We start from the raw sequence: 17,654 nt of genomic DNA, 5'->3' as shown, positions 1-17,654 counted from the left end.
AGCGCCCGTTAACGCTGAACCAGCAGGTGCGTTCACACGATGGAAACTTCGAGCGAAGTGGCCTCCGCGCCTGCGAAAGGGCCCTGAGGGCCCCCTCGGAGGGTCCGAAGACCTCCCCTAGGTGCCATCAGGGCCCTTTTCCTTGTGAAGAACTTCACGAAGCTTTTCCGACGGGCTGTCGCCGGAGCCTCGATAGCTGCCCGCTATGCCACGGATAGGGCGATCCCATCGAGGATGTCGTGCTCGCTGACCACGACCTCGGTGGCTCCGACCCGCTCGACGATCTCCTGGAGGACGAGCGCGCCGGCCACGATGACGTCCACCCGGCCGGGGTGGATGACGGGGAGCGCGGCCCGCTCGTCGTGGGTGGAGGCGAGCAGCATGGCGGTGACCTCGGCGACCCGGGCGGCGGAGATCCGGGAGTGGTGGATCTTCTCGGAGTCGTACTCCGGCAGCCCGAGCGCGAGGGCGGCGACCGTGGTGACGGAGCCGGCCAGGCCGACGAGGGTGGCGGCCGAGGCGATCGGCACGGTCTCGGCGGCGAGGTCGAGGGCGGCGCGGACGTCGGCGCGGATCGCCTCGGCCTCCTCGGCGGTCACCGGGTCGTGGCGGACGTGCCGCTCGGTGAGCCGGACGCAGCCGATGTCGACGGAGCGGGCGGCCTCGACCTCCCGCGTGCCGACGACGAACTCGGTGGAGCCGCCGCCGATGTCCACGACCAGGCGGCGGTCGTCGCCGGGCAGCGAGCCGGTGGCGCCGGTGAAGGAGAAGGCGGCCTCCTGGTCGCCGGAGATGACCTCGGGCTCGACGCCCAGGATCGCCACGACCCCGTCGACGAAGTCCTGCCGGTTCTCGGCGTCGCGGGAGGCGGAGGTGGCGACGAAGCGGATCTTCTCGGCGCCCAGCTCCTTGATGACCGTCGCGTACGCGCGGCAGGCGGCGAAGGTCCGCTCCAGGGCCTCGGGGGCGAGCCGGCCGGTCTTGTCGACGCCCTGGCCGAGCCGGACGATCGTCATCCGCCGGTCCAGCTCGACGAGCGCGCCGGTGTCCGGGTGGACGTCGGCGACGAGGAGGCGGATGGAGTTGGTGCCGCAGTCGATTCCGGCGACCCGGGTCACTTGACGGACTCCTTGTCGTCCGCGCACGGATTCACGCACGGGCCCTTGGCCCACCACTCGGGGAGCATCGCGAGGGCCTCGTCGCCGAAGGGGTTCACGCCGGGGCCCGCTACGAGGGAGTGGCCGACGAGCACGTGCAGGCACTTCACGCGGTCGGGCATGCCGCCGGCGCTGGGGAAGCCCTCCAGGACCTCGATGGCGTCGCGGCGGGCGATGTAGTCCTCGTGCGCGGCGCGGTAGGCGGCGGCGAGCTCGGGGTCGGTGGCGAGCCGGGCCTGCATCTCCTTCATGACCCCGTTGGCCTCCAGGGTGCCGATGGCCGAGGCCGCCCGGGGGCAGGTGAGGTAGTACGTGGTCGGGAAGGGGGTGCCGTCGGGCAGCCGGGGCGCGGTCTCGACGACGTCCGGGTTGCCGCAGGGGCAGCGGTGGGCGATGGCGCGCAGTCCGCGCGGCGGGCGTCCGAGCTGGGCTTCGAAGGCGGCGACGTCCGCCTCGGTGGGCTCGGTGCGTTCGGTCTGCGGAGGAGGCGTGTCCATGTCTCGGATCCTGGGTCGGTTCAGTTGCGGTCGGCGTCGTCGACGCCGTCCCAGAGGTTGTCGTACCAGGGCCGGTCGGCCGTGCCCTGGTCGGCGCGGGGGCGGTCGGCCGCCCCGGGTTCGTTCACGGTGAAGCCGGTCTCGCCGGGGAGCACGTAGTGGAGGTGCTCGCGGGCGAGGCGGCGGACGTAGGCCGGGTCCTGGAGGCGGGCCTTCTCGTCCCGCAGCTCCTCGACCCGCTGGGCCGCCTCGGCGGCCCTGCGCTCCTGTTCCTCGATCTCGCCCTGCTGGGAGACGTAGCTCCTTATCGGGTAGGCGAGGGCGACGACGAGGGAGCAGACCACGAGGGCCAGGAAGGCGGCGCGGCCGGTGAGCCGGGAGCGCCGGGCCTGGCGGCGGGTCTGGGAGCGGTAGACGCGGGCCGCGGTCTGCTCGCCGAGCAGCCTGATCCGGGTCGCGGTGGAGAACCGGTCCCCGTTCTTCACGGCCATGCCGTCTCCCCTCCCCTGATCGCGCGTACGTCCCCGCACACGGTACGGGACCGTGTGCGGGGACGTACGTAACTACAGGTGCCGGGCAGGTCAGCCCTTGAAGCGCGGGAAGGCGCTGCGGCCGGCGTAGACGGCGGCGTCGTCGAGGATCTCCTCGATGCGCAGCAGCTGGTTGTACTTGGCGACGCGCTCGGAGCGGGCCGGGGCGCCGGTCTTGATCTGGCCGCAGTTGGTGGCGACGGCGAGGTCGGCGATGGTGACGTCCTCGGTCTCGCCGGAGCGGTGGGACATCATGCACTTGAAGCCGTTGCGCTGGGCGAGCTCGACGGCGTCGAGGGTCTCGGTCAGCGAGCCGATCTGGTTGACCTTCACCAGGAGGGCGTTGGCGGACTTCTCCTCGATGCCGCGGGCGAGGCGCTCGGGGTTGGTGACGAAGAGGTCGTCGCCGACGAGCTGGACCTTGTCGCCGAGCTTCTCGGTGATGACGTTCCAGCCGGCCCAGTCGTCCTCGAACAGCGGGTCCTCGATGGAGACGAGCGGGTACGCGGAGACGAGCTCCTCGTAGTACTCCGTCATCTCGGCGGCGGAGCGCTCCTTGCCCTCGAAGAGGTACTTGCCGTCCTTGTAGAACTCGGAGGCGGCGACGTCCAGGGCGAGGGCGACGTCCTTGCCGGGCACGTAGCCGGCCTGCTTGATGGCCTCCAGGATGAGGTCGAGCGCCTCACGGTTGGAGCCGAGGTTCGGGGCGAAGCCGCCCTCGTCGCCGAGGCCGGTGGAGAGGCCCTTGGTCTTCAGGACGGACTTGAGGGTGTGGTAGACCTCGGTGCCCCAGCGCAGGGCCTCGGAGAAGGACTCCGCGCCGATCGGGGCGATCATGAACTCCTGGATGTCGACGTTGGAGTCGGCGTGCGACCCACCGTTGAGGATGTTCATCATCGGAACGGGCAGCAGGTGCGCGTTCGGGCCGCCGAGGTAGCGGAAGAGCGGGAGGTCGCTGGCCTCGGAGGCGGCGTGCGCGACGGCGAGGGAGACGCCGAGGATGGCGTTGGCGCCGAGCGACGACTTGTCCGGGGTGGCGTCCAGGTCGAACATGGCCTGGTCGATCAGGCGCTGCTCGGTGGCGTCGTAGCCGACGAGCTCCGGGCCGATCTGCTCGATGACGGCGAGGACGGCCTTCTCGACACCCTTGCCGAGGTAGCGGTTCTGGTCACCGTCGCGGAGCTCCAGGGCCTCGAACGCACCGGTGGAGGCACCGGACGGCACGGCAGCACGGCCGGTGCTGCCGTCGTCGAGGCCGACCTCGACCTCGACCGTGGGGTTGCCTCGGGAGTCCAGGATTTCCCGGGCTACGACGACGTCGATGGACGGCACGAGCATCTCCTTCTGGGATGTGACGCTAGGTGTGACGCATGGGTCGCAAGGTCTCGTTCGCCTTGCGACAAGAGCCTAACCGGCTCCGGCGCTCCGGCCAGCCGACCGCCCGTCCCCTGGGACGAAAAAGGGCCCAAGAGCATCCAGTAGGGGACGAAAGACCCGGAACCTACTGGACGGTAACGGCAGAACCCCGGTCCCGAGCCACGGGGGAAGAGGGCTCGGGACCGGGGTGGTCACCGCGGGAGGGCCGTCGGGCGCCGGTGAGCCGCCGGACTCACCGGTGCCCCGGGGTTCACTTCAGGTGGAGCTGCTGGCCCGGGTAGATCAGGTCGGCGTTCTCGACGACGTCCTCGTTGAGCTCGAAGAGCTTCGCCCAGCCGCCCTCGACGCCCTGCGCCTGGGCGATCTTGCTGAGGGTGTCGCCGGCCACGACCTTGTACTCGCCGTCGCCCTTCTTGACCTTCTTGCCGGTCGGGGTGGTGACGGTCTTCTTGGCGGCGGCCTGCGGGGCGGCCTGGGCCTTCGGGGCCTGGCGCTGCTCGCTGCGGTTGGCGGGCTGCTCGGCGGTGCGCTTCGGGGCGCTCTGCCGGGTGCTCTGCTTCGGGGCGCTCTGCTGCGGGGCGGCGGCCTCGGCGGCGCCACCGTCGTAGGAGGCGGAGGAGAGGCCCACGCCACAGCTCGGCCAGGCGCCCTTGCCCTGGCCCGCGAGGACCTTCTCGGCGACGGCGATCTGCTGCGACTTGCTGGCCTGGTTGGCGGTGGGGGCGTAGGCGGTGCCGCCGTACGCGGCCCAGGTGGAGGCCGAGAACTGGAGGCCGCCGTAGTAGCCGTTGCCGGTGTTGATCGACCAGTTGCCGCCGGACTCGCACTGGGCGACGCGGTCCCACTCGGAGGCGGTGGCGGCCGAAGCGGTGCCGGCGGCCATCAGCGGGGCGGCGACGGCCGCGCCGGTGACGCCGACGAGGGCGACGACGCGGGTGGCCTTGGAGGGACGACGACGCTTGCCCGTGCCGGAGAACAGCATGGAGTTTCCTCTTCACCGACGCCTGTGAGGTGAGCTGTCGGGTTCGGGCTTGAAGAGTTCGCCCGGCCGCACGTCCTTGCGTGCGGCTTCACCCCTAGCCGGTCGTTCCGTCCGTCTGACTCGACGGCCGGGACCGGCACGAACCTTGGGTCCCCCACTCCTGCCTACGGCGCTTTCGCGACGACATTCCCGGCGGCCGACGGCAGGACTCGGCGTTTCGGTCGACGGGGCCCGCGGTGGCGAGCGGTGACGACCGTAGACACACAGGTGCTCGAAGTTCAAAGAGGCTTACGTCGGACAAAACGCCCCTACTTGCACTCCGTCAGACCTCGTTTGCGCAGGTGAGGCCTGACGGAAGCAAACTTTGCGGACGTGACACGCCAGTTGGGACGAAGAGACCCATGTCTCACTTTCCCAAAATCGGACATACGCCCCTGAAACGGCCTCACTTCTCCGCGGAGGCGTCCTTCAGTTCAAGGCTCTGACCAGGGAGGATGAGGTCCGGATCGGCCCCGACCGTCTGGCGGTTGGCGTCATAGAGGGCGTCCCAGCCGCCGACGAGATCGTTCTCCTGAGCAATCTCCGACAGGCTGTCACCCGGCCGCACGGTGTACGCGTCGCTTGCGTCCGAGTTGACGGGGGTTGAGGTGAGCTTGTCCGCAGCTGCGGCATGACGCCCGGATTCCTGCTCAGTGTCCGTTACGTCGCTTTCCTCCGGGGCGGCCTCGCCCCGGTGCTTGCCCGTGCCCTGCGTCGCCGACGGCGCGTCAGCCTCGCCCTCCGTGCCCGGGGTCACCGGCGTGGTGGGCGCCAGGGGGGTCTCCGGGGCGCCCGGGGTCACACCCGGGGTACCGGGCGTCTCCGGCGCGCCCGGCGTGCCCGTGGAGGCGTCCGGGGCCGTCGGCGCGGTGTCGGCGGGCGTCTCCGGGGCGGCGCTCGCGGGCGGCGCCGTGACCGCGCCGGTGGCGGGCGGGGTCGCGGGCACGGCGGGCGTCGCCGGCGTGGCGGGGGTGGCCGGCGTCGCCGGGGCGGTGGCGCCCTTCCCGGCCTCCGGGGCCTTCTCCGTCGCCTCCGCCGTGGCCTCCGTCTCCTCCGCCTCGGCGGGCGGGGTGGAGACGGTCGCGCTGCCGGTCCGGTTGGACTCGGGCGCCACGCCGCCCTCGTCCTCCTCCTGGACGGCGGGGCCCGGCTGCACGCCCGTGGGCCTGCCGTCGTTCTTCAGGCCCGCGATGGGGGCACAGGTGTCCCAGGCGGTGCTGCCGGCGGAGAGCGCCGCGTCGGCGACGGCGATCTGCTGGGCGCGGCTGGCGAGATCGGGGCTGGGCGCGTACGCGAGGCCGCCGTGCCGCTCCCACGTCTCCTGCGTCATCTGGAGGCCGCCGTAGGCGTCGTTGCCGAAGTTGGCGCTCCACTGGCCGCCGGACTCGCAGGCGGCGACCCGGTCCCAGGTGGACGCGTCGGCGGCGGAGGCGGAGCCGGCCGCGAGCAGCGGCAGCGCCAGCGCGGATCCGGTCACTCCTGCGGTGACGACGATCGCGGGAGCCTGACGGGGTCGACGGTGTCGTCCGTTTCCGGAAAGCATGTCGGGGCCTTTCGCGTGACGGCGGTGACGGCGGGTACGCCTGGGACGGCCGGGATGGGGCCGAACGTTGGCGCGAAGGTAGCCGCATTCGAACGTCCGTCACAAGTCGATGGCTTCGCGATCACGCGAAGATCACATTTCTGACACACCGTCACGTGCCGTGCGGGGGTGCGGAAGGGGTGAACTCGACCGGAAGCGTGCGCAATCCCCTCATGATGAGCCCGCCGCGCCACCGCAGTTCGTCCGGATCGACCCCAAGTCGCAGGTCCGGAAGGCGGGTCAGCAGGGTGGCGAGCGCGGTCTGCGCCTCCAGGCGCGCGAGCGGCGCGCCCAGGCAGTAGTGGATGCCGTGCCCGTACCCGAGGTGCTGGTTGTCCCCGCGGGCGAGGTCGAGGGTGTCCGGGGCGCCGAAGCGGTCCGGGTCGCGGTCGGCGGCGGCGAGCACGACGAGGACCGGGTCGCCGGCCGGGATCGGCTGCCCGCCGATCGTCAGGGCGGTGGTCGCGTACCGCCAGGTCGCCAGCTCGACCGGCCCGTCGTAGCGCAGCAGCTCCTCGACGCCGGTCTCCAGGAGGCCGGTCCCGCCGGCGGCGAGCGAGGCCTGGAGGAGGGCGCGCTGCTCCGGGTTGCGCAGCAGGGCGTAGGTGCCGTTGCCGATGAGGTTGATGGTCGTCTCGAAGCCGGCGAAGAGGAGGACGAAGCACATGGCGACGGCCTCGGCCTCGGTGAGGTGGTCGCCGTGGTCGGAGGCCCGGATGAGCCCGGAGATGAGGTCGTCCGCGCCCTCCTGTCCGAGGGCCTCCCGCTTCCGGTGGATGAGCTCGGCGAGGTACCCCCGGATCTTCTTCACCGACCGCGCGACGCCGCCGCGCGGGCCGCCGCCGTGCCGGATCATCATCCCGGCCCAGTCCCGGAAGTCGTCCTGGTCCTCGGCGGGCACGCCGAGCATGTCGCAGATGGCGTAGATGGGCAGCGGGAAGGCGAACTCGTGGATGAGGTCCGCGCTCCCCCGCGCCGCGAAGTCGTCGATGAGCCGGTCGGTGAGCTCCTGCACGCGCGGCGCGAAGGCGGCGACCCGGCGCGGGGTGAACGCCTTCGACACCAGCCGGCGCAGCCGGGTGTGGTCCGGCGGGTCGATGTTGAGGAGATGGGTCATGAGCCCGGCGCTGCGCTCGCCCGGAATGCCGGTCTTGCCCGGTTCGGCGTGGTGCACCGGGTTCTTCGACAGGCGCTGGTCGGCGAGGGCCTGCCGGGCGTCCGCGTACCGCGTCACCAGCCAGGCCTCGACCCCGCTCGGCAGGGTGGTCCGCCGCACCGGCGCGTGCTCCCGCAGCCAGGCGTACGCCGGGTACGGATCGGCGGCGAACTCCCAGCTGAACAAGGCGGGTACGGGCCCGTCGCCGGCGCTCCCCGGCGCGCCCGACACGGGACAGCCGCCCGCGGCTCCGCCCGCGCCGGCCCCGCCGGAGGCGCGGGCCCCCTCGAAGGCTCCGCCCTCGCCGGGCGTTCCGGGTGTTCCGGGGTTTCCGGTCGTACGGGGCTCGCGGGGCGTACCGGGCGTCGGGGCGGGTCCTTCACTCACCCCCCGACCGTACCGTCCGGTCCGGCGCGCCCCTCCGGCCGACCTGACGTGATCACCGGCCGGTGATCACGCCGTGACGGGCCGTGCCCTACATTTCCCGCGTGGACCTCGCCTTGCTCAGAAGCACGTTCGCGGTCGTCGAGAGACGGGCCGAACACGCCGTCACGTACTTCTACTCACATCTCTTCTGGCGCAACCCCGGCGTGCGCGCGCTCTTCCCCGAGGACATGGTCCCGCAGCGCGACCGGCTGTTCGCCGCCCTCACCCATGTGGTGACCGGCCTCGACGACCCGGGCCTGGACGCCTATCTGGAGCGGCTCGGCCGCGACCACCGGAAGTACCTCGCCACCCCCGCCCTGTACGCGGCGGTCGGCGAGAGCCTGCTCGCCGCCTTCGCGCACGCCGCGGGCTCGACGTGGACGATCGAGGCGGAGAAGGCGTGGTCGGAGGCGTACGGCCACGTCGCGGAGCTGATGCTGCGGGGCGCGGACGAGGCCGCCCGCACCGGGGAGCCCGCCTGGTGGGACGCGGACGTCGTCGGCCACCGGCTCCACGGCGAGGACCTCGCCGTCCTGACCCTCCGGCCCCGGCGGCCGTACCCCTTCCTCCCCGGGCAGTACGCCGGCGTCAGCTCGCTCCGGGTCCCGCGGGTGTGGCGCACGTACTCGCTCGGCAACGCCCCCCGCGCGGACGGCACCCTCGACCTGCACGTGAGCCGGATCCCCGGCGGGGCGATGTCCACGGCCCTGGTGGACGAGGTCCGTCCGGGCGAGACGCTGCGGCTGAGCGCGGCCGGCGGGGCGGCGACCCACCGGGCGGCGCCGGGCGGCCTGCGCACCTACATATGCGCCGGTACGGGCTGGGCGCCGGTCAAGGCGCTCCTGGAGGAGGCGGCCGACGCCGACCCGGACGCCGAGGGCCGGATCTTCGCGGTGGCCCGCTCCCGCGAGTACCTGTACGGGCGCGACGAGCTGGAGCGGCTGGCCGCCCGGCTTCCCGGCCTGAGCGTCACCTACATCACCTCGGCCCCCCGCCACCCGCGCGCCCAGGCGACCGAACGCCTCCTCACCGCGCTGCGGTCCTGCGGCCGCTGGCCCGACCACGACGTCCACCTGGCCGGCCCGCCCGGCTTCGTCACCGAGGTCGCCGAGGTCCTGGCGGAGCTGGGCGCCGAGGAGGCCCGCACCCGCCACGACCTCCTCCCGCCGGTGGGCCGCTTCGTCACCCGTCCCGGCTCGCGCGCCGAATGGCTCCTGGAGCGCCCCGCGGTCCACTGGCACGACCCGGCGGCCCGGGCCCCGCGCTAGGCCCTGCCTCGGACGCCCTCCGCCGCCCGGATCGCGTCCCGGTACGCCCGGGCCGCCGCGCGCAGCGCCGCCTCCGGGTCCACGCCCTCGGCCTCCGCGCGGACCGCGAGCGCCAGGAGCTCGTAGCCGATCCCCTCGCCCGCCGGCGGCGGCGCGTCGAGGCCCGCGGTGCGGACGCGGCTCGCGAGCTTGGCCGCGAGGGCGAGGCCGGGCTGGCCGACGGGGACGCCGTCCGTCACCGACTCCCGGCGCTTCTCGACGGCCTTGGTGCGCAGCCAGTGGGCGCGGACGTCCTCGGGGGTCTCGGCGGTCTCGTCGCCGAAGATGTGCGGGTGGCGCTGGATCAGCTTCTCGACGAGCCCGGCGGCCACGTCGTCGACGGAGAACGGCTCCTCGGCGTCCTCCTCGGCGATCCGCGCGTGGAAGACGACCTGGAGGAGGACGTCCCCCAGCTCCTCGCGCAGCTCGTGCCGGTCGTCGGTCTCGATCGCCTCGACGAGCTCGTACGCCTCCTCGATGGCGTACTTGGCGAGCCCCTGGTGGGTCTGGAGCGAGGACCAGGGGCACTGGCGCCGGATGACGTCCATGATCTGCACGAGGTCGAGCAGCCGGGCACCGGGGAGGTCGTACGAGCCGGGCAGCAGCTCCAGGTCGGGCATGGCGACCCGGCCGGAGCCGGCGAGCCGGGCGAGCCCGTCGGTGAGCGCCCGGTCGCCCTCGCCGGAGGGCAGCACGAGGACGGTGCGGCCGCCGGCGCAGGCGGCGACCAGCTCCTCGGCGGTGGGGCGGACGTGCTCGACGGCGACGCCCGCCTCCCGCAGGTACGGCAGCTGGGGGTGGTGCTCGTCGGGGCAGAGCACCCGGTCGGCGTCCCGCAGCGCCTGCCAGGCGGGCCAGGACAGCAGTCCGGGCGCCACCCGGTGGCTGGCGGTGAGCAGGACGACGCGGCCGGGGTTCTCGGAAGTCACCCTCCGAACCTACCCCGGGGACGGACTCAGCCCGGCAGCTGCTCCGGTCCGGCGGCCGCGGGGTCCTTGGAGACCTTCAGGAGCCAGGGGGCCGTGTCGGCGCCGGTGTCCAGCTGGACCTTGGCGTCGTCCCAGGCGCCGTAGCGGGGGTTCACGTCGATGTCGAGGGAGGCGGAGGCGTCGGCGAAGAGCGCCTGGAGCTTCTGCTGGCCCTCGGGGGTCTCGGTGATCCCCTGCTTCTCGATGATCTTCGTCATGAGGACGTTGCGCCGGACGACGTCGTCGACCTGGCCGGGGGCGACGCCCTGCTGCTGGAGCAGGACGGCCTCCAGGCCCTCCTCGCCGCCGTTCTCGCGGACGAAGGCCTCGCGGGTCTCCTGGAGCTCGGCGCGGCTGGCGGTGACGCCCTGGTCGGCGGCGACCTCGTCGAGGATCCGGTCGAAGATCATGCCGTTGAGCTTCTGCCGGCCGAGGTCGCCGGTGGCGGCGATCAGCTGGGCGGACTGCGGGGACTTCGCCTGCGCGTCCCGGGCGGCCTTCACCTGGGCCTGCAGGGCGGAGACGTCGATCCGCTCGCCGCCGACGACGGCCGCGGCCCCCGGATGGGCCTCGCCGCCGCACGCGGTGAGCAGCGGGGCCGCGGCGAGGAACGCGGCGGAGAGGGCGAGCGCGGTGCGGCGGCGTGCGGGGCGGTCGTGGCGGCGGTCGCGGCGGTGCAAAGGAGCCTCCCGGGCTGGTCGTGCGTCAGTTGGACGACCTTGCGGTGATCGATGGTAGGGAGTCGCCGGGACCGTAGCCACTACTTCGCGGGGACAACTTCCCTGTCACCGCGTCACGGGGGTCACTTCCGGACGACCGACTCCCACAACGAGGCACCCGCCGCCCGGGTGTCGGCCCGGGCTCCCTCCGTCTCCGGGCCCGTGTGCGTCTCCGCGACCAGGTAGTGCGGCCGGCGCTTCACCTCGTAGTAGATGCGGCCGACGTACTCGCCGATCAGGCCGACCATGACCATCTGGACGCCGGCGAGGGCGGTGACGGCGACGAGGAGGGTGACGTAGCCGGGCGTGTCGACGCCGTTGGCCAGGGCGTCGGCGACGATCCAGCCGGCGTAGGCGAGCGCGAGGGAGACGAGCAGCAGGCCCAGGTAGACGGCCGCGCGCAGCGGCTTGTTGTTGAAGGAGAGGAGGCCGTCGAGGCCGTAGTTGAGGAGCTTGCCGAAGGTCCACTTGGACCGGCCCTCCTCGCGCACCGCGTTCTCGTAGGCGAAGGTCGTGGTCCGGAAGCCGACCCAGGAGAACAGGCCCTTGGAGAAGCGGTTGTACTCGCCGAGCCCGAGGACCGCGTCGACGGTCCGCCGGGACAGCAGCCGGAAGTCGCCCACGCCGTCGACGAGTTCGACGTCGACGAGCCGGTTGATCGCCCGGTAGTAGAGGCGCGCGGTGAGGGTGCGGGTGACCCGGTCGCCCTCGCGGGTGCGGCGGGCGACGACCTGGTCGTACCCCTCCGCGTGCAGCGCGACCATGCGGTGCACCAGCTCGGGCGGGTGCTGGAGGTCCGCGTCCATGATGACGACGGCGTCGCCGGCCGCGTGGCGGAGTCCGGCCAGCATGGCGGCCTCCTTGCCGAAGTTGCGGCTGAAGGAGACGAAGCGGACCCGGGCGGGGTCGGCGGCGGCGAGGTCCCGCAGGATCGGGAGGGTCCGGTCGCGGCTTCCGTCGTCCACGTACACGATCTCGAAGTCGCCCTCCAGGGCGTCGAGTTCCTTGGTCACGTGGTCGTGGAAACGGGCGAGGACGTCCTCCTCGTTGAAGCAGGGGACGACGAGAGAGAGCAGCACATCCGACACCCAAAGGCAGGCCGGTGACCCTCCCGCCCCGCCGGGGTGACGCCGAGACGACCATTGCGTGAACTGCCCCGCGCCGGTCGCCTCCCGCCCCTCCGGCGCTGCGATATTCGACCCGCCATGCGAACTGCCTTGCGAACTGCCCTGCGAACCGGCTTGCGAACCGTCCTGCGAACCGAGCCCGCCGACGTCCCTGCCTCCGACGTCCCTGCCTCCGACGTCCCTGCCTCCGACGCCACGGCCCCCGACGCCACGGCCTCCGCGCGTCGCGCCACGGCCGGCGCCTCCGCCCTGGCCGGCTTCCTCGCCGTCGCCGCCGTCTGCGCCGGGGACGCCGTGGCCCGGATCTTCCCCTTCGGGCCGCGCCACCGGTCCGTGAACGACCTGGCCAACCAGTTCGTCCCCTTCCACGCGCACCTGTGGGACCTGCTGCACGGCCGCTCCGACGGCGGCCTCCTGCTCGACTGGCGGGCGGGCTGGGGCACGAGCTTCCTCCCCGACTACGGCACCTACCTGTCGAGCCCGCTGGCACCGCTGGTGGCCCTGGCCCCGCGCGCGGACGTCGAGTACGCCGTCTACGCCCTGACCGTCCTCAAGACGGCCCTGGCGGCGGCCGCGGCCGCCTTCCTCCTGCGCCGCCTCTCGACCGCCCCCGCCTGGTGGTGGCCCGCCCTCCTCGGCGCCGGATACGCGCTGTGCGGCTGGTCGCTGGTGGAGGGCGCGTACAACCCGATGTGGCTGGACGGACTGATCGCCTTCCCGCTGCTCTGCCTGGTCGCCGAGTGGGCCCGCGAGGGCGTCCGCCCGCTGCTGGCGGTCCTGACCGCGGCCGTCTGCTGGACCGCGAACTTCTACACGGCCTACATGGCGACCCTCGGCGCCCTCCTCTTCCTCCTCGCCCGGCTCGCCACGACGGGCGGCCTCCGCCCCCGCCCGGTGCTCCGTGCCGCCGTCTCCACGGTCCTCGGCGTGGGCCTCGCCGCCCCCGTCCTCGTGCCCGTCCTCCTGTCGACGCGGCAGGCGCACCCGGGGGTCGTCCGGGACTTCGAGGCGGCGGGCGCGGCGGACGCGCTGGCCCGGCTGCTGCCGGGGACGTACGGCTTCTCCACGCCGGCCGCCTTCGTCGCCACCCCGGTCCTGCTGCTGGCGGCGGCGCTCGCCTTCCGGCGGGACGTGCCGCGACGGGAGCGGTGGGTGTGGACCGGACTCGTCCTCGCCGTCGCCCTCTCCTTCCAGTGGGGCCCGACGCACCTGGTGTGGCACCTCTTCGCCACCCCCAACGGCAGCCCGTACCGCCAGACCTTCGTCCTCGCCGGGCTCCTCGTGATCGCCGCGTACACCGGCCTCGCCCACGGCCTGCCCGGCCGCCGGGCCCTCGCCGCGGGGGCCGCGGCGGTCCTGGCCCTCACCGCCGCCGCCCTCCCCAGCGAGCTCGCCACCCGCCCCGCGCTGCTCCTCGCCCTCGCCGGCCTGGCCGCGACCGCGGGTGCCCTCGCCCTGCCGCGCCGAGGCCGGTACGCCGCCCTCACCGCGCTGCTCGTCACCGGCGCGCTCCTCGGCCAGGCCGCCGCGACGACCGCGTACGCGGACCGCCGGCGCCTCGCCCACCTCGACGACTACCCGCCGTACGGCCCGGAGCAGGAACGCCGGGCGGCGGCCCTCGCGGCCGCCGACGGCTGGCCCGCGTACCGCACCGACTCCGGCCTCCCCCGCGTCGCCGGGAACGACCCGCTGCTCCTCGGCGGCCAGGGCGCCGCCTACTACAGCAGCCACACCCCCGCCGTCCTCACCCGACTGCTCACCGCCCTCGGTGGCGGCTGGACCTCCCGCGGCCGCAACCTCCAGAGCCTCGACAACCCGGTCGTGGACGCCCTGTTCGGCGTCGGCGCCCGCCTGCGGGACGGCGAGGTGGTCCGTACGGACGCGGTGCTGCCGCTGGTGACGGCACGGCCCCCGGGCCCGGCACCGGCCTTCGGCCCGTCCCCCTTCCGCAACCAGGAACTCCTCCTGGGCGCCCGGGTGTACGCCGCCCCGTCCGCCGCCGGGGCCTGCCCGGTCGGCACGGAGGTCTTCCTCTGGGCACCCGAGCGCACCGGCCCGGCCCGCCTCGGCGGCGGCACCCCGGTCCGGCTCCTCGGCGGCGGGCCCAAGCGCCGGGCCGCGCTCGCCTCCCTGGGCCTCCAGACCGCACCCGGCGTCCGCCCGGAGGTGCCCGGCGGGCGGGGCCCGGCGGAGCTCGGCTGCCTGGACCGGAACCGGCTGCGGACGGCCGTGGACGCGCTGCGGAGCTCGGCGGCGGTCGCCGTCACCCCCGCGACGACGGGGCTCACGGCCCGCTTCCCGCACCCGGTGACCGGCACGGCGGTGGTCGCCGCTCCCGCCGTCCCCGGCTGGAGCTGCGAGGGCCGGACCGTGGAGCCGTACGCCGGTCTGCTCGCCGTCCCGGTCACCGGCGCCACCACCCTGACCTGCTCCTTCCGCCCGCCGGGGCTGCTGCCCGGGCTCGCGGTGGCCGGGCTCTCGGTCCTGGCGCTCGCGGGCCTGGCGGTGGTGCGGCGGCGTCAGCGGCGGCGCGACCTGCGGACCAACAGCGCGCCTCCGGCGGCGCAGAGCGCGGCGAGCGCGGCGGTGGCGTAGGCGGGCAGACCGGCACCGCTGTCGGCCAGCTCGCCCCTGTCGCCGTAGCCCCCGCCGTCGCTGCCGCCGTCGCTGCCGCCGTCTCCGTAGCCGCTGGGCTCGGGGCTCGGTTCGGTGGTGGAGGGCTCCGGGGCGGGCTCGGTGGCGGGTTCGGTGGTGGACGGCTCCGGGGTGGGTTCGGTCGTCGAGGGTTCCGGGGTCGGCTCCGTCGTGGACGGGCTCGCGGTGGGGGTGGGACCGGTGCCGTCCTCGCAGCTCAGCTCGGCCGCGAAGGGGAAGTGGTGGATCTCGCCGGCGTCGACGTCGGCGGCGCGCGCGGCCTCCAGCGGACCGGCCGTGAGGGCCTTGGCGACGACGTCGCCCTCGATGTCGGCGGGGTCGATGTCGGTGACGTGGGCGCGCGGCGCGTAGACCGTGCCCTCGACCGAGTCGCCGGTGGCGATCGTGATCGCCGTCGCGTCGGAGAAGTTCCACAGGATGTAGGGGGCGTCCTCCCCGCTCACCCCGGCCGTATGGGGAACGTCCCAGGTGAAGACGGAGCCGCTCGCGGTGGTGTCGACGTCGATGACGAGGGGGCCCTCGGCGGTCGGGCGGTCGAGGAAGGTCAGCTCGGAGAGGTCGTTCAGCTCCTCTCCGGTCAGGCGGAGGACGTTGGTCCGCTTGTCGTCGAGGCTGATCCGGCCCGGGTCCTGGACCTCGACGGTGGCGGCGCAGGAGGCGAGCGCGTCGGCGCGGTCCCGGTAGGTGGCGAAGAGCCCGGTGAAGTCCATGAGCCCGGGGTGGGGTCCGACGGAGAGGGCCGGCTGCTCGACGGTGAGCTCGATCCGCGGGGTGGAGTCGTGGCCCTGGCCGGTGGCGACGACCTGGGTCTTCACGGTGGCGTCGTTGCCGTCCTGGGTGACGACCTCGCTGCCGCCGAGATCACCGACCTTCACGTAGCCGTCCTGGAGGACCTTGAGGACGCCGGCCGGGCTGCCCTCGCCGTAGTCGATCCGGCCGCCGACGAGGAGCGCGGTGGGCTGCGCGTCGGCGCCCACCGTGAAGGTGCCGGGGGTGTGCAGGGAGACGTTGTACCCGGCGCCGTAGGAGAGGTCGCCGCCGACCGCGACGGGCCCCTCGGACTCGGTGGAGCCGAGGAGCGCGTCGGTCTCGACGACCACGCCGAAGCCGTTGTTGCCCGAGACGGGGTTGCCGGTGTCGACGGTGGCGGCGACGGCGGGGCGCACGCCGGTGGCCAGCGTGGCGGCGACGGCGCAGGCGGCGATCCCGAGGAGCGGGTACGGCTTCGTCATATGAGCAGATTGCGCGGGGCTCTTCGCTCACCCCCCGTGACACGCCCGGACCTGCCGTCGAATGCAGTAGCGGACGGCCGCCGGGCTCACCTGGTGGCTTGGGAGTCGTTCGCGGAGAAGACCCGGCCGGTGGCGCAGGGGTGCTCGGCGAAGGCGTCCGTGAACCCGCCGCCCAGGCCCACCCGGTCGCCCTCCCTGCCGAGCAGCCTGCCGCCGGGGTCGTGGACGGCCGTCCTGCCGTCCTCCTCGCGGGCCGACCAGCCGTGCCCCCACGCGATCGGCACGGTCCTCCCGCTCTCGGCGGTCCGCACCCCGACGCAGCCGCCCTCGGTGACCACGAGGGTCCCGGGCAGGTGGGCGTAGAGCCCGACGAGAGGGGCGTCGGGCTCTCGGGTCATCAGCACGGCGGGAGCCGCACCACCCGCCTCCCCGGCGCCCACCGGCTTTTCCGTCTCCACCGTCTCCACCGGTACGGTGACGACCTCCCCGGCCTCCGCGCCCCCGCACCCGACGAGCAGCAGACACCCCGCGAGCACGACCGCGCCCCGACGGACCCGCCCCCGACCCGAACTCCGTTCCCGCACCGGCCTCTTGGCCATCGCGCCCCCCTCCTCCGCGTGTCGCGAACGCCGCGAACCCTACGCGCGGAAGCCGTCATTCGGCTCCCCCCGTCCCCGGAGTACGGGTCAGGCGGCGGTGTTCACGCTGCCCGCTTCGCAGCGCTCGCAGAGGCCGGGTGCCGAGGAGCGGAACGGGCGGTCGCAGGCGTCGCAGGACATGAAGACGGGTACGTCGTGGATCTGGATGCCCCAGCGCGGGGCATGGGGCCGCGGGTCGGGCGGCGGAAGGAGGGGCGCGGGCGGCAGACAGTGCGTCAGCCGGTAGGCGAGCACGCCGGCCGGGTGTGTCATCGGCACCGGCAGGCAGTCCGTCAGCACGCCGGTGACCTCCTCGTCGCCCATCCCCCGCGCGAACCACTGCCGCACGCCGGGCGCCAGACGGACGACGTCCCGCGAGGAGAGCATCAGCCGGGGGTCCACGCGGCTCAGCGCGCGCAGGAGCCGCGTGGCGCGGTCGTCCGGCACGGGATCGGCGGTCTGCTTCGCGCGGGCGGTGGGGCTCGCGGGCGACCGGGGGGCGGCGGCCTGCGGCGGGACTTCCCGCGCGGGCACGGGCACGCGTTCCCGCTCGGGTCCCGGGACCGGGACCGGGACCGGGACCGGAGCCCGGTCCGGGTCCGGGTCCGGCTCGGGGTCCTCGCCCTCGCCCTCGGTCGTGCGGGCGACGTTGCACGAGACCGTGCGGGTCACCAGGCGACCGCCGGGGAGGCGCACCCGGCGCCGTTCGAGGTACCCGGCGGCCTCCAGTTCGCGCAGGGCGGCGGCCACGCGGACCTCGCCCTCCACGGCGGCTTCCGTCAGGGTGCGGATGCTGATGTTCGTCCCGTCGGGCAGCGACTGGATGAAGCCGCCGAGGCCGCGCGCCAGGAAGGAGAGGCGCGGGTCCTGGAGGAGCCTGTTGCTGATGCGGGTGGATTCCGACTCCGCAAGGGGGACGTTGTCGTGGATGACGCCACCGCGCACGCGGGGCACGCTAGGGTGCTGGGTGTCCATCGGGAAGGGCCTTCTTCCTCGTGGTCAGGCCCTCGATCGGGATGCCAGTCCCGGCCGGGGGCCGAACTTTTTCAGTTGGGGTCGGCGTGAGCATATGCCAGGCAACCGGCCCGGAATCCAGCCGAGTTGACCAAATTCCCCCGGGAGGGTGACGCTTCGCGCGCGGCTGACGTGGGGGTTCAGGGGTTGGGAGGTTGGGGGACGAAGAGGACGACCTTCGTCCGCTCCGTCCGGGCCGCCTCCAGCTGCTCCACCGAGACGCGGTAGCCGGTGGTCTCGTCGGCGAC

General features: G+C 73.9%; 15 protein-coding genes and 1 riboswitch. Of the genes, 2 read left to right on the top strand and 13 right to left on the bottom strand.

Features of this window, described 5'->3' with window-relative positions; all coding sequences use genetic code 11:
- Positions 1–203: 203 nt before the first annotated feature.
- From AB0E19_RS32380 to AB0E19_RS32350, 7 genes are all read right to left on the bottom strand, one after another.
- Positions 204–1,118 (bottom strand): Ppx/GppA phosphatase family protein, encoded by a 915-nt coding sequence (locus AB0E19_RS32380; RefSeq protein WP_362186503.1) that lies wholly within the window; start codon positions 1,116–1,118, stop codon positions 204–206.
- The gene (locus AB0E19_RS32375; protein WP_362186500.1) at positions 1,115–1,654 is read right to left on the bottom strand and encodes a DUF501 domain-containing protein; all 540 of its coding nucleotides are present in this window, start codon (positions 1,652–1,654) and stop codon (positions 1,115–1,117) included. The genes AB0E19_RS32380 and AB0E19_RS32375 overlap by 4 nt, the downstream gene beginning before the upstream one ends.
- Before the next feature lie 20 nt (positions 1,655–1,674).
- The gene (locus AB0E19_RS32370) at positions 1,675–2,145 is read right to left on the bottom strand and encodes a septum formation initiator family protein (RefSeq protein ID WP_362186497.1); all 471 of its coding nucleotides are present in this window, start codon (positions 2,143–2,145) and stop codon (positions 1,675–1,677) included.
- A 90-nt stretch (positions 2,146–2,235) separates the two neighbouring features.
- Positions 2,236–3,522, bottom strand: coding sequence for a phosphopyruvate hydratase (eno, locus tag AB0E19_RS32365; protein ID WP_031013622.1), 1,287 nt, complete (start codon positions 3,520–3,522; stop codon positions 2,236–2,238).
- 289 nt (positions 3,523–3,811) lie between these two features.
- Positions 3,812–4,543 carry a transglycosylase family protein gene (locus AB0E19_RS32360; protein ID WP_362186493.1) on the bottom strand — a complete coding sequence of 244 codons (732 nt, stop codon included), beginning with the start codon at positions 4,541–4,543 and terminating at the stop codon, positions 3,812–3,814.
- 4 nt (positions 4,544–4,547) lie between these two features.
- Positions 4,548–4,725: riboswitch (cyclic di-AMP (ydaO/yuaA leader) on the bottom strand.
- A gap of 263 nt (positions 4,726–4,988) precedes the next feature.
- Positions 4,989–6,059, bottom strand: coding sequence for a transglycosylase family protein (locus tag AB0E19_RS32355; protein ID WP_362186490.1), 1,071 nt, complete (start codon positions 6,057–6,059; stop codon positions 4,989–4,991).
- A 217-nt stretch (positions 6,060–6,276) separates the two neighbouring features.
- Positions 6,277–7,551 (bottom strand): cytochrome P450, encoded by a 1,275-nt coding sequence (locus AB0E19_RS32350; RefSeq protein WP_362186630.1) that lies wholly within the window; start codon positions 7,549–7,551, stop codon positions 6,277–6,279.
- Positions 7,552–7,808: 257 nt separating this feature from the next.
- On the opposite strand from AB0E19_RS32350, the gene AB0E19_RS32345 reads away from it, so the two are divergent.
- Positions 7,809–9,014 carry a globin domain-containing protein gene (locus AB0E19_RS32345; RefSeq protein ID WP_362186487.1) on the top strand — a complete coding sequence of 402 codons (1,206 nt, stop codon included), beginning with the start codon at positions 7,809–7,811 and terminating at the stop codon, positions 9,012–9,014.
- Here AB0E19_RS32345 and AB0E19_RS32340 read toward each other — a convergent pair.
- From AB0E19_RS32340 to AB0E19_RS32330, 3 genes are all read right to left on the bottom strand, one after another.
- The gene (locus AB0E19_RS32340) at positions 9,011–9,982 is read right to left on the bottom strand and encodes a nucleoside triphosphate pyrophosphohydrolase (RefSeq protein WP_362186484.1); all 972 of its coding nucleotides are present in this window, start codon (positions 9,980–9,982) and stop codon (positions 9,011–9,013) included. The genes AB0E19_RS32345 and AB0E19_RS32340 overlap by 4 nt on opposite strands.
- Positions 9,983–10,008: 26 nt before the next feature.
- Positions 10,009–10,701, bottom strand: a complete 693-nt coding sequence (locus tag AB0E19_RS32335; RefSeq protein ID WP_362186481.1) for a SurA N-terminal domain-containing protein — start codon at positions 10,699–10,701, stop codon at positions 10,009–10,011.
- 122 nt (positions 10,702–10,823) lie between these two features.
- On the bottom strand, positions 10,824–11,819 hold the full coding sequence (locus AB0E19_RS32330) for a glycosyltransferase family 2 protein (protein ID WP_362186478.1): 996 nt from the start codon (positions 11,817–11,819) through the stop codon (positions 10,824–10,826).
- Between the two features lie 297 nt (positions 11,820–12,116).
- On the opposite strand from AB0E19_RS32330, the gene AB0E19_RS32325 reads away from it, so the two are divergent.
- Positions 12,117–14,462, top strand: coding sequence for a YfhO family protein (locus AB0E19_RS32325; RefSeq protein WP_362186627.1), 2,346 nt, complete (start codon positions 12,117–12,119; stop codon positions 14,460–14,462).
- Here AB0E19_RS32325 and AB0E19_RS32320 read toward each other — a convergent pair.
- The 3 genes from AB0E19_RS32320 to AB0E19_RS32310 all read right to left on the bottom strand — a co-directional run bounded on the left by AB0E19_RS32320 (position 14,387) and on the right by AB0E19_RS32310 (position 17,337).
- Positions 14,387–15,754 (bottom strand): collagen-binding domain-containing protein, encoded by a 1,368-nt coding sequence (locus AB0E19_RS32320; RefSeq protein WP_362186474.1) that lies wholly within the window; start codon positions 15,752–15,754, stop codon positions 14,387–14,389. The two genes, AB0E19_RS32325 and AB0E19_RS32320, sit on opposite strands and share 76 nt — an antisense overlap.
- Positions 15,755–15,840: 86 nt before the next feature.
- Positions 15,841–16,353, bottom strand: a complete 513-nt coding sequence (locus AB0E19_RS32315; RefSeq protein ID WP_362186469.1) for a hypothetical protein — start codon at positions 16,351–16,353, stop codon at positions 15,841–15,843.
- 87 nt (positions 16,354–16,440) lie between these two features.
- Positions 16,441–17,337 (bottom strand): helix-turn-helix domain-containing protein, encoded by an 897-nt coding sequence (locus AB0E19_RS32310; RefSeq protein ID WP_362186466.1) that lies wholly within the window; start codon positions 17,335–17,337, stop codon positions 16,441–16,443.
- Positions 17,338–17,654: the final 317 nt, after the last annotated feature.

It is taken from the genome of Streptomyces sp. NPDC047974, from assembly GCF_040653375.1.
Lineage (GTDB): Bacteria > Actinomycetota > Actinomycetes > Streptomycetales > Streptomycetaceae > Streptomyces.
Note: the sequence above shows the minus strand (reverse complement) of the source record. Positions and strands in the feature narration are given on the sequence as shown.

Coding starts and splice junctions, on each gene's coding strand:
- AB0E19_RS32370 (WP_362186497.1), bottom strand. CDS start 2,145: ATGGCCGTGAAGAACGGGGACCGGTTCTCCACCGCGACCCGGATCAGG.
- AB0E19_RS32320 (WP_362186474.1), bottom strand. CDS start 15,754: ATGACGAAGCCGTACCCGCTCCTCGGGATCGCCGCCTGCGCCGTCGCC.
- AB0E19_RS32315 (WP_362186469.1), bottom strand. CDS start 16,353: ATGGCCAAGAGGCCGGTGCGGGAACGGAGTTCGGGTCGGGGGCGGGTC.
- eno (WP_031013622.1), bottom strand. CDS start 3,522: ATGCTCGTGCCGTCCATCGACGTCGTCGTAGCCCGGGAAATCCTGGAC.
- AB0E19_RS32375 (WP_362186500.1), bottom strand. CDS start 1,654: ATGGACACGCCTCCTCCGCAGACCGAACGCACCGAGCCCACCGAGGCG.
- AB0E19_RS32360 (WP_362186493.1), bottom strand. CDS start 4,543: ATGCTGTTCTCCGGCACGGGCAAGCGTCGTCGTCCCTCCAAGGCCACC.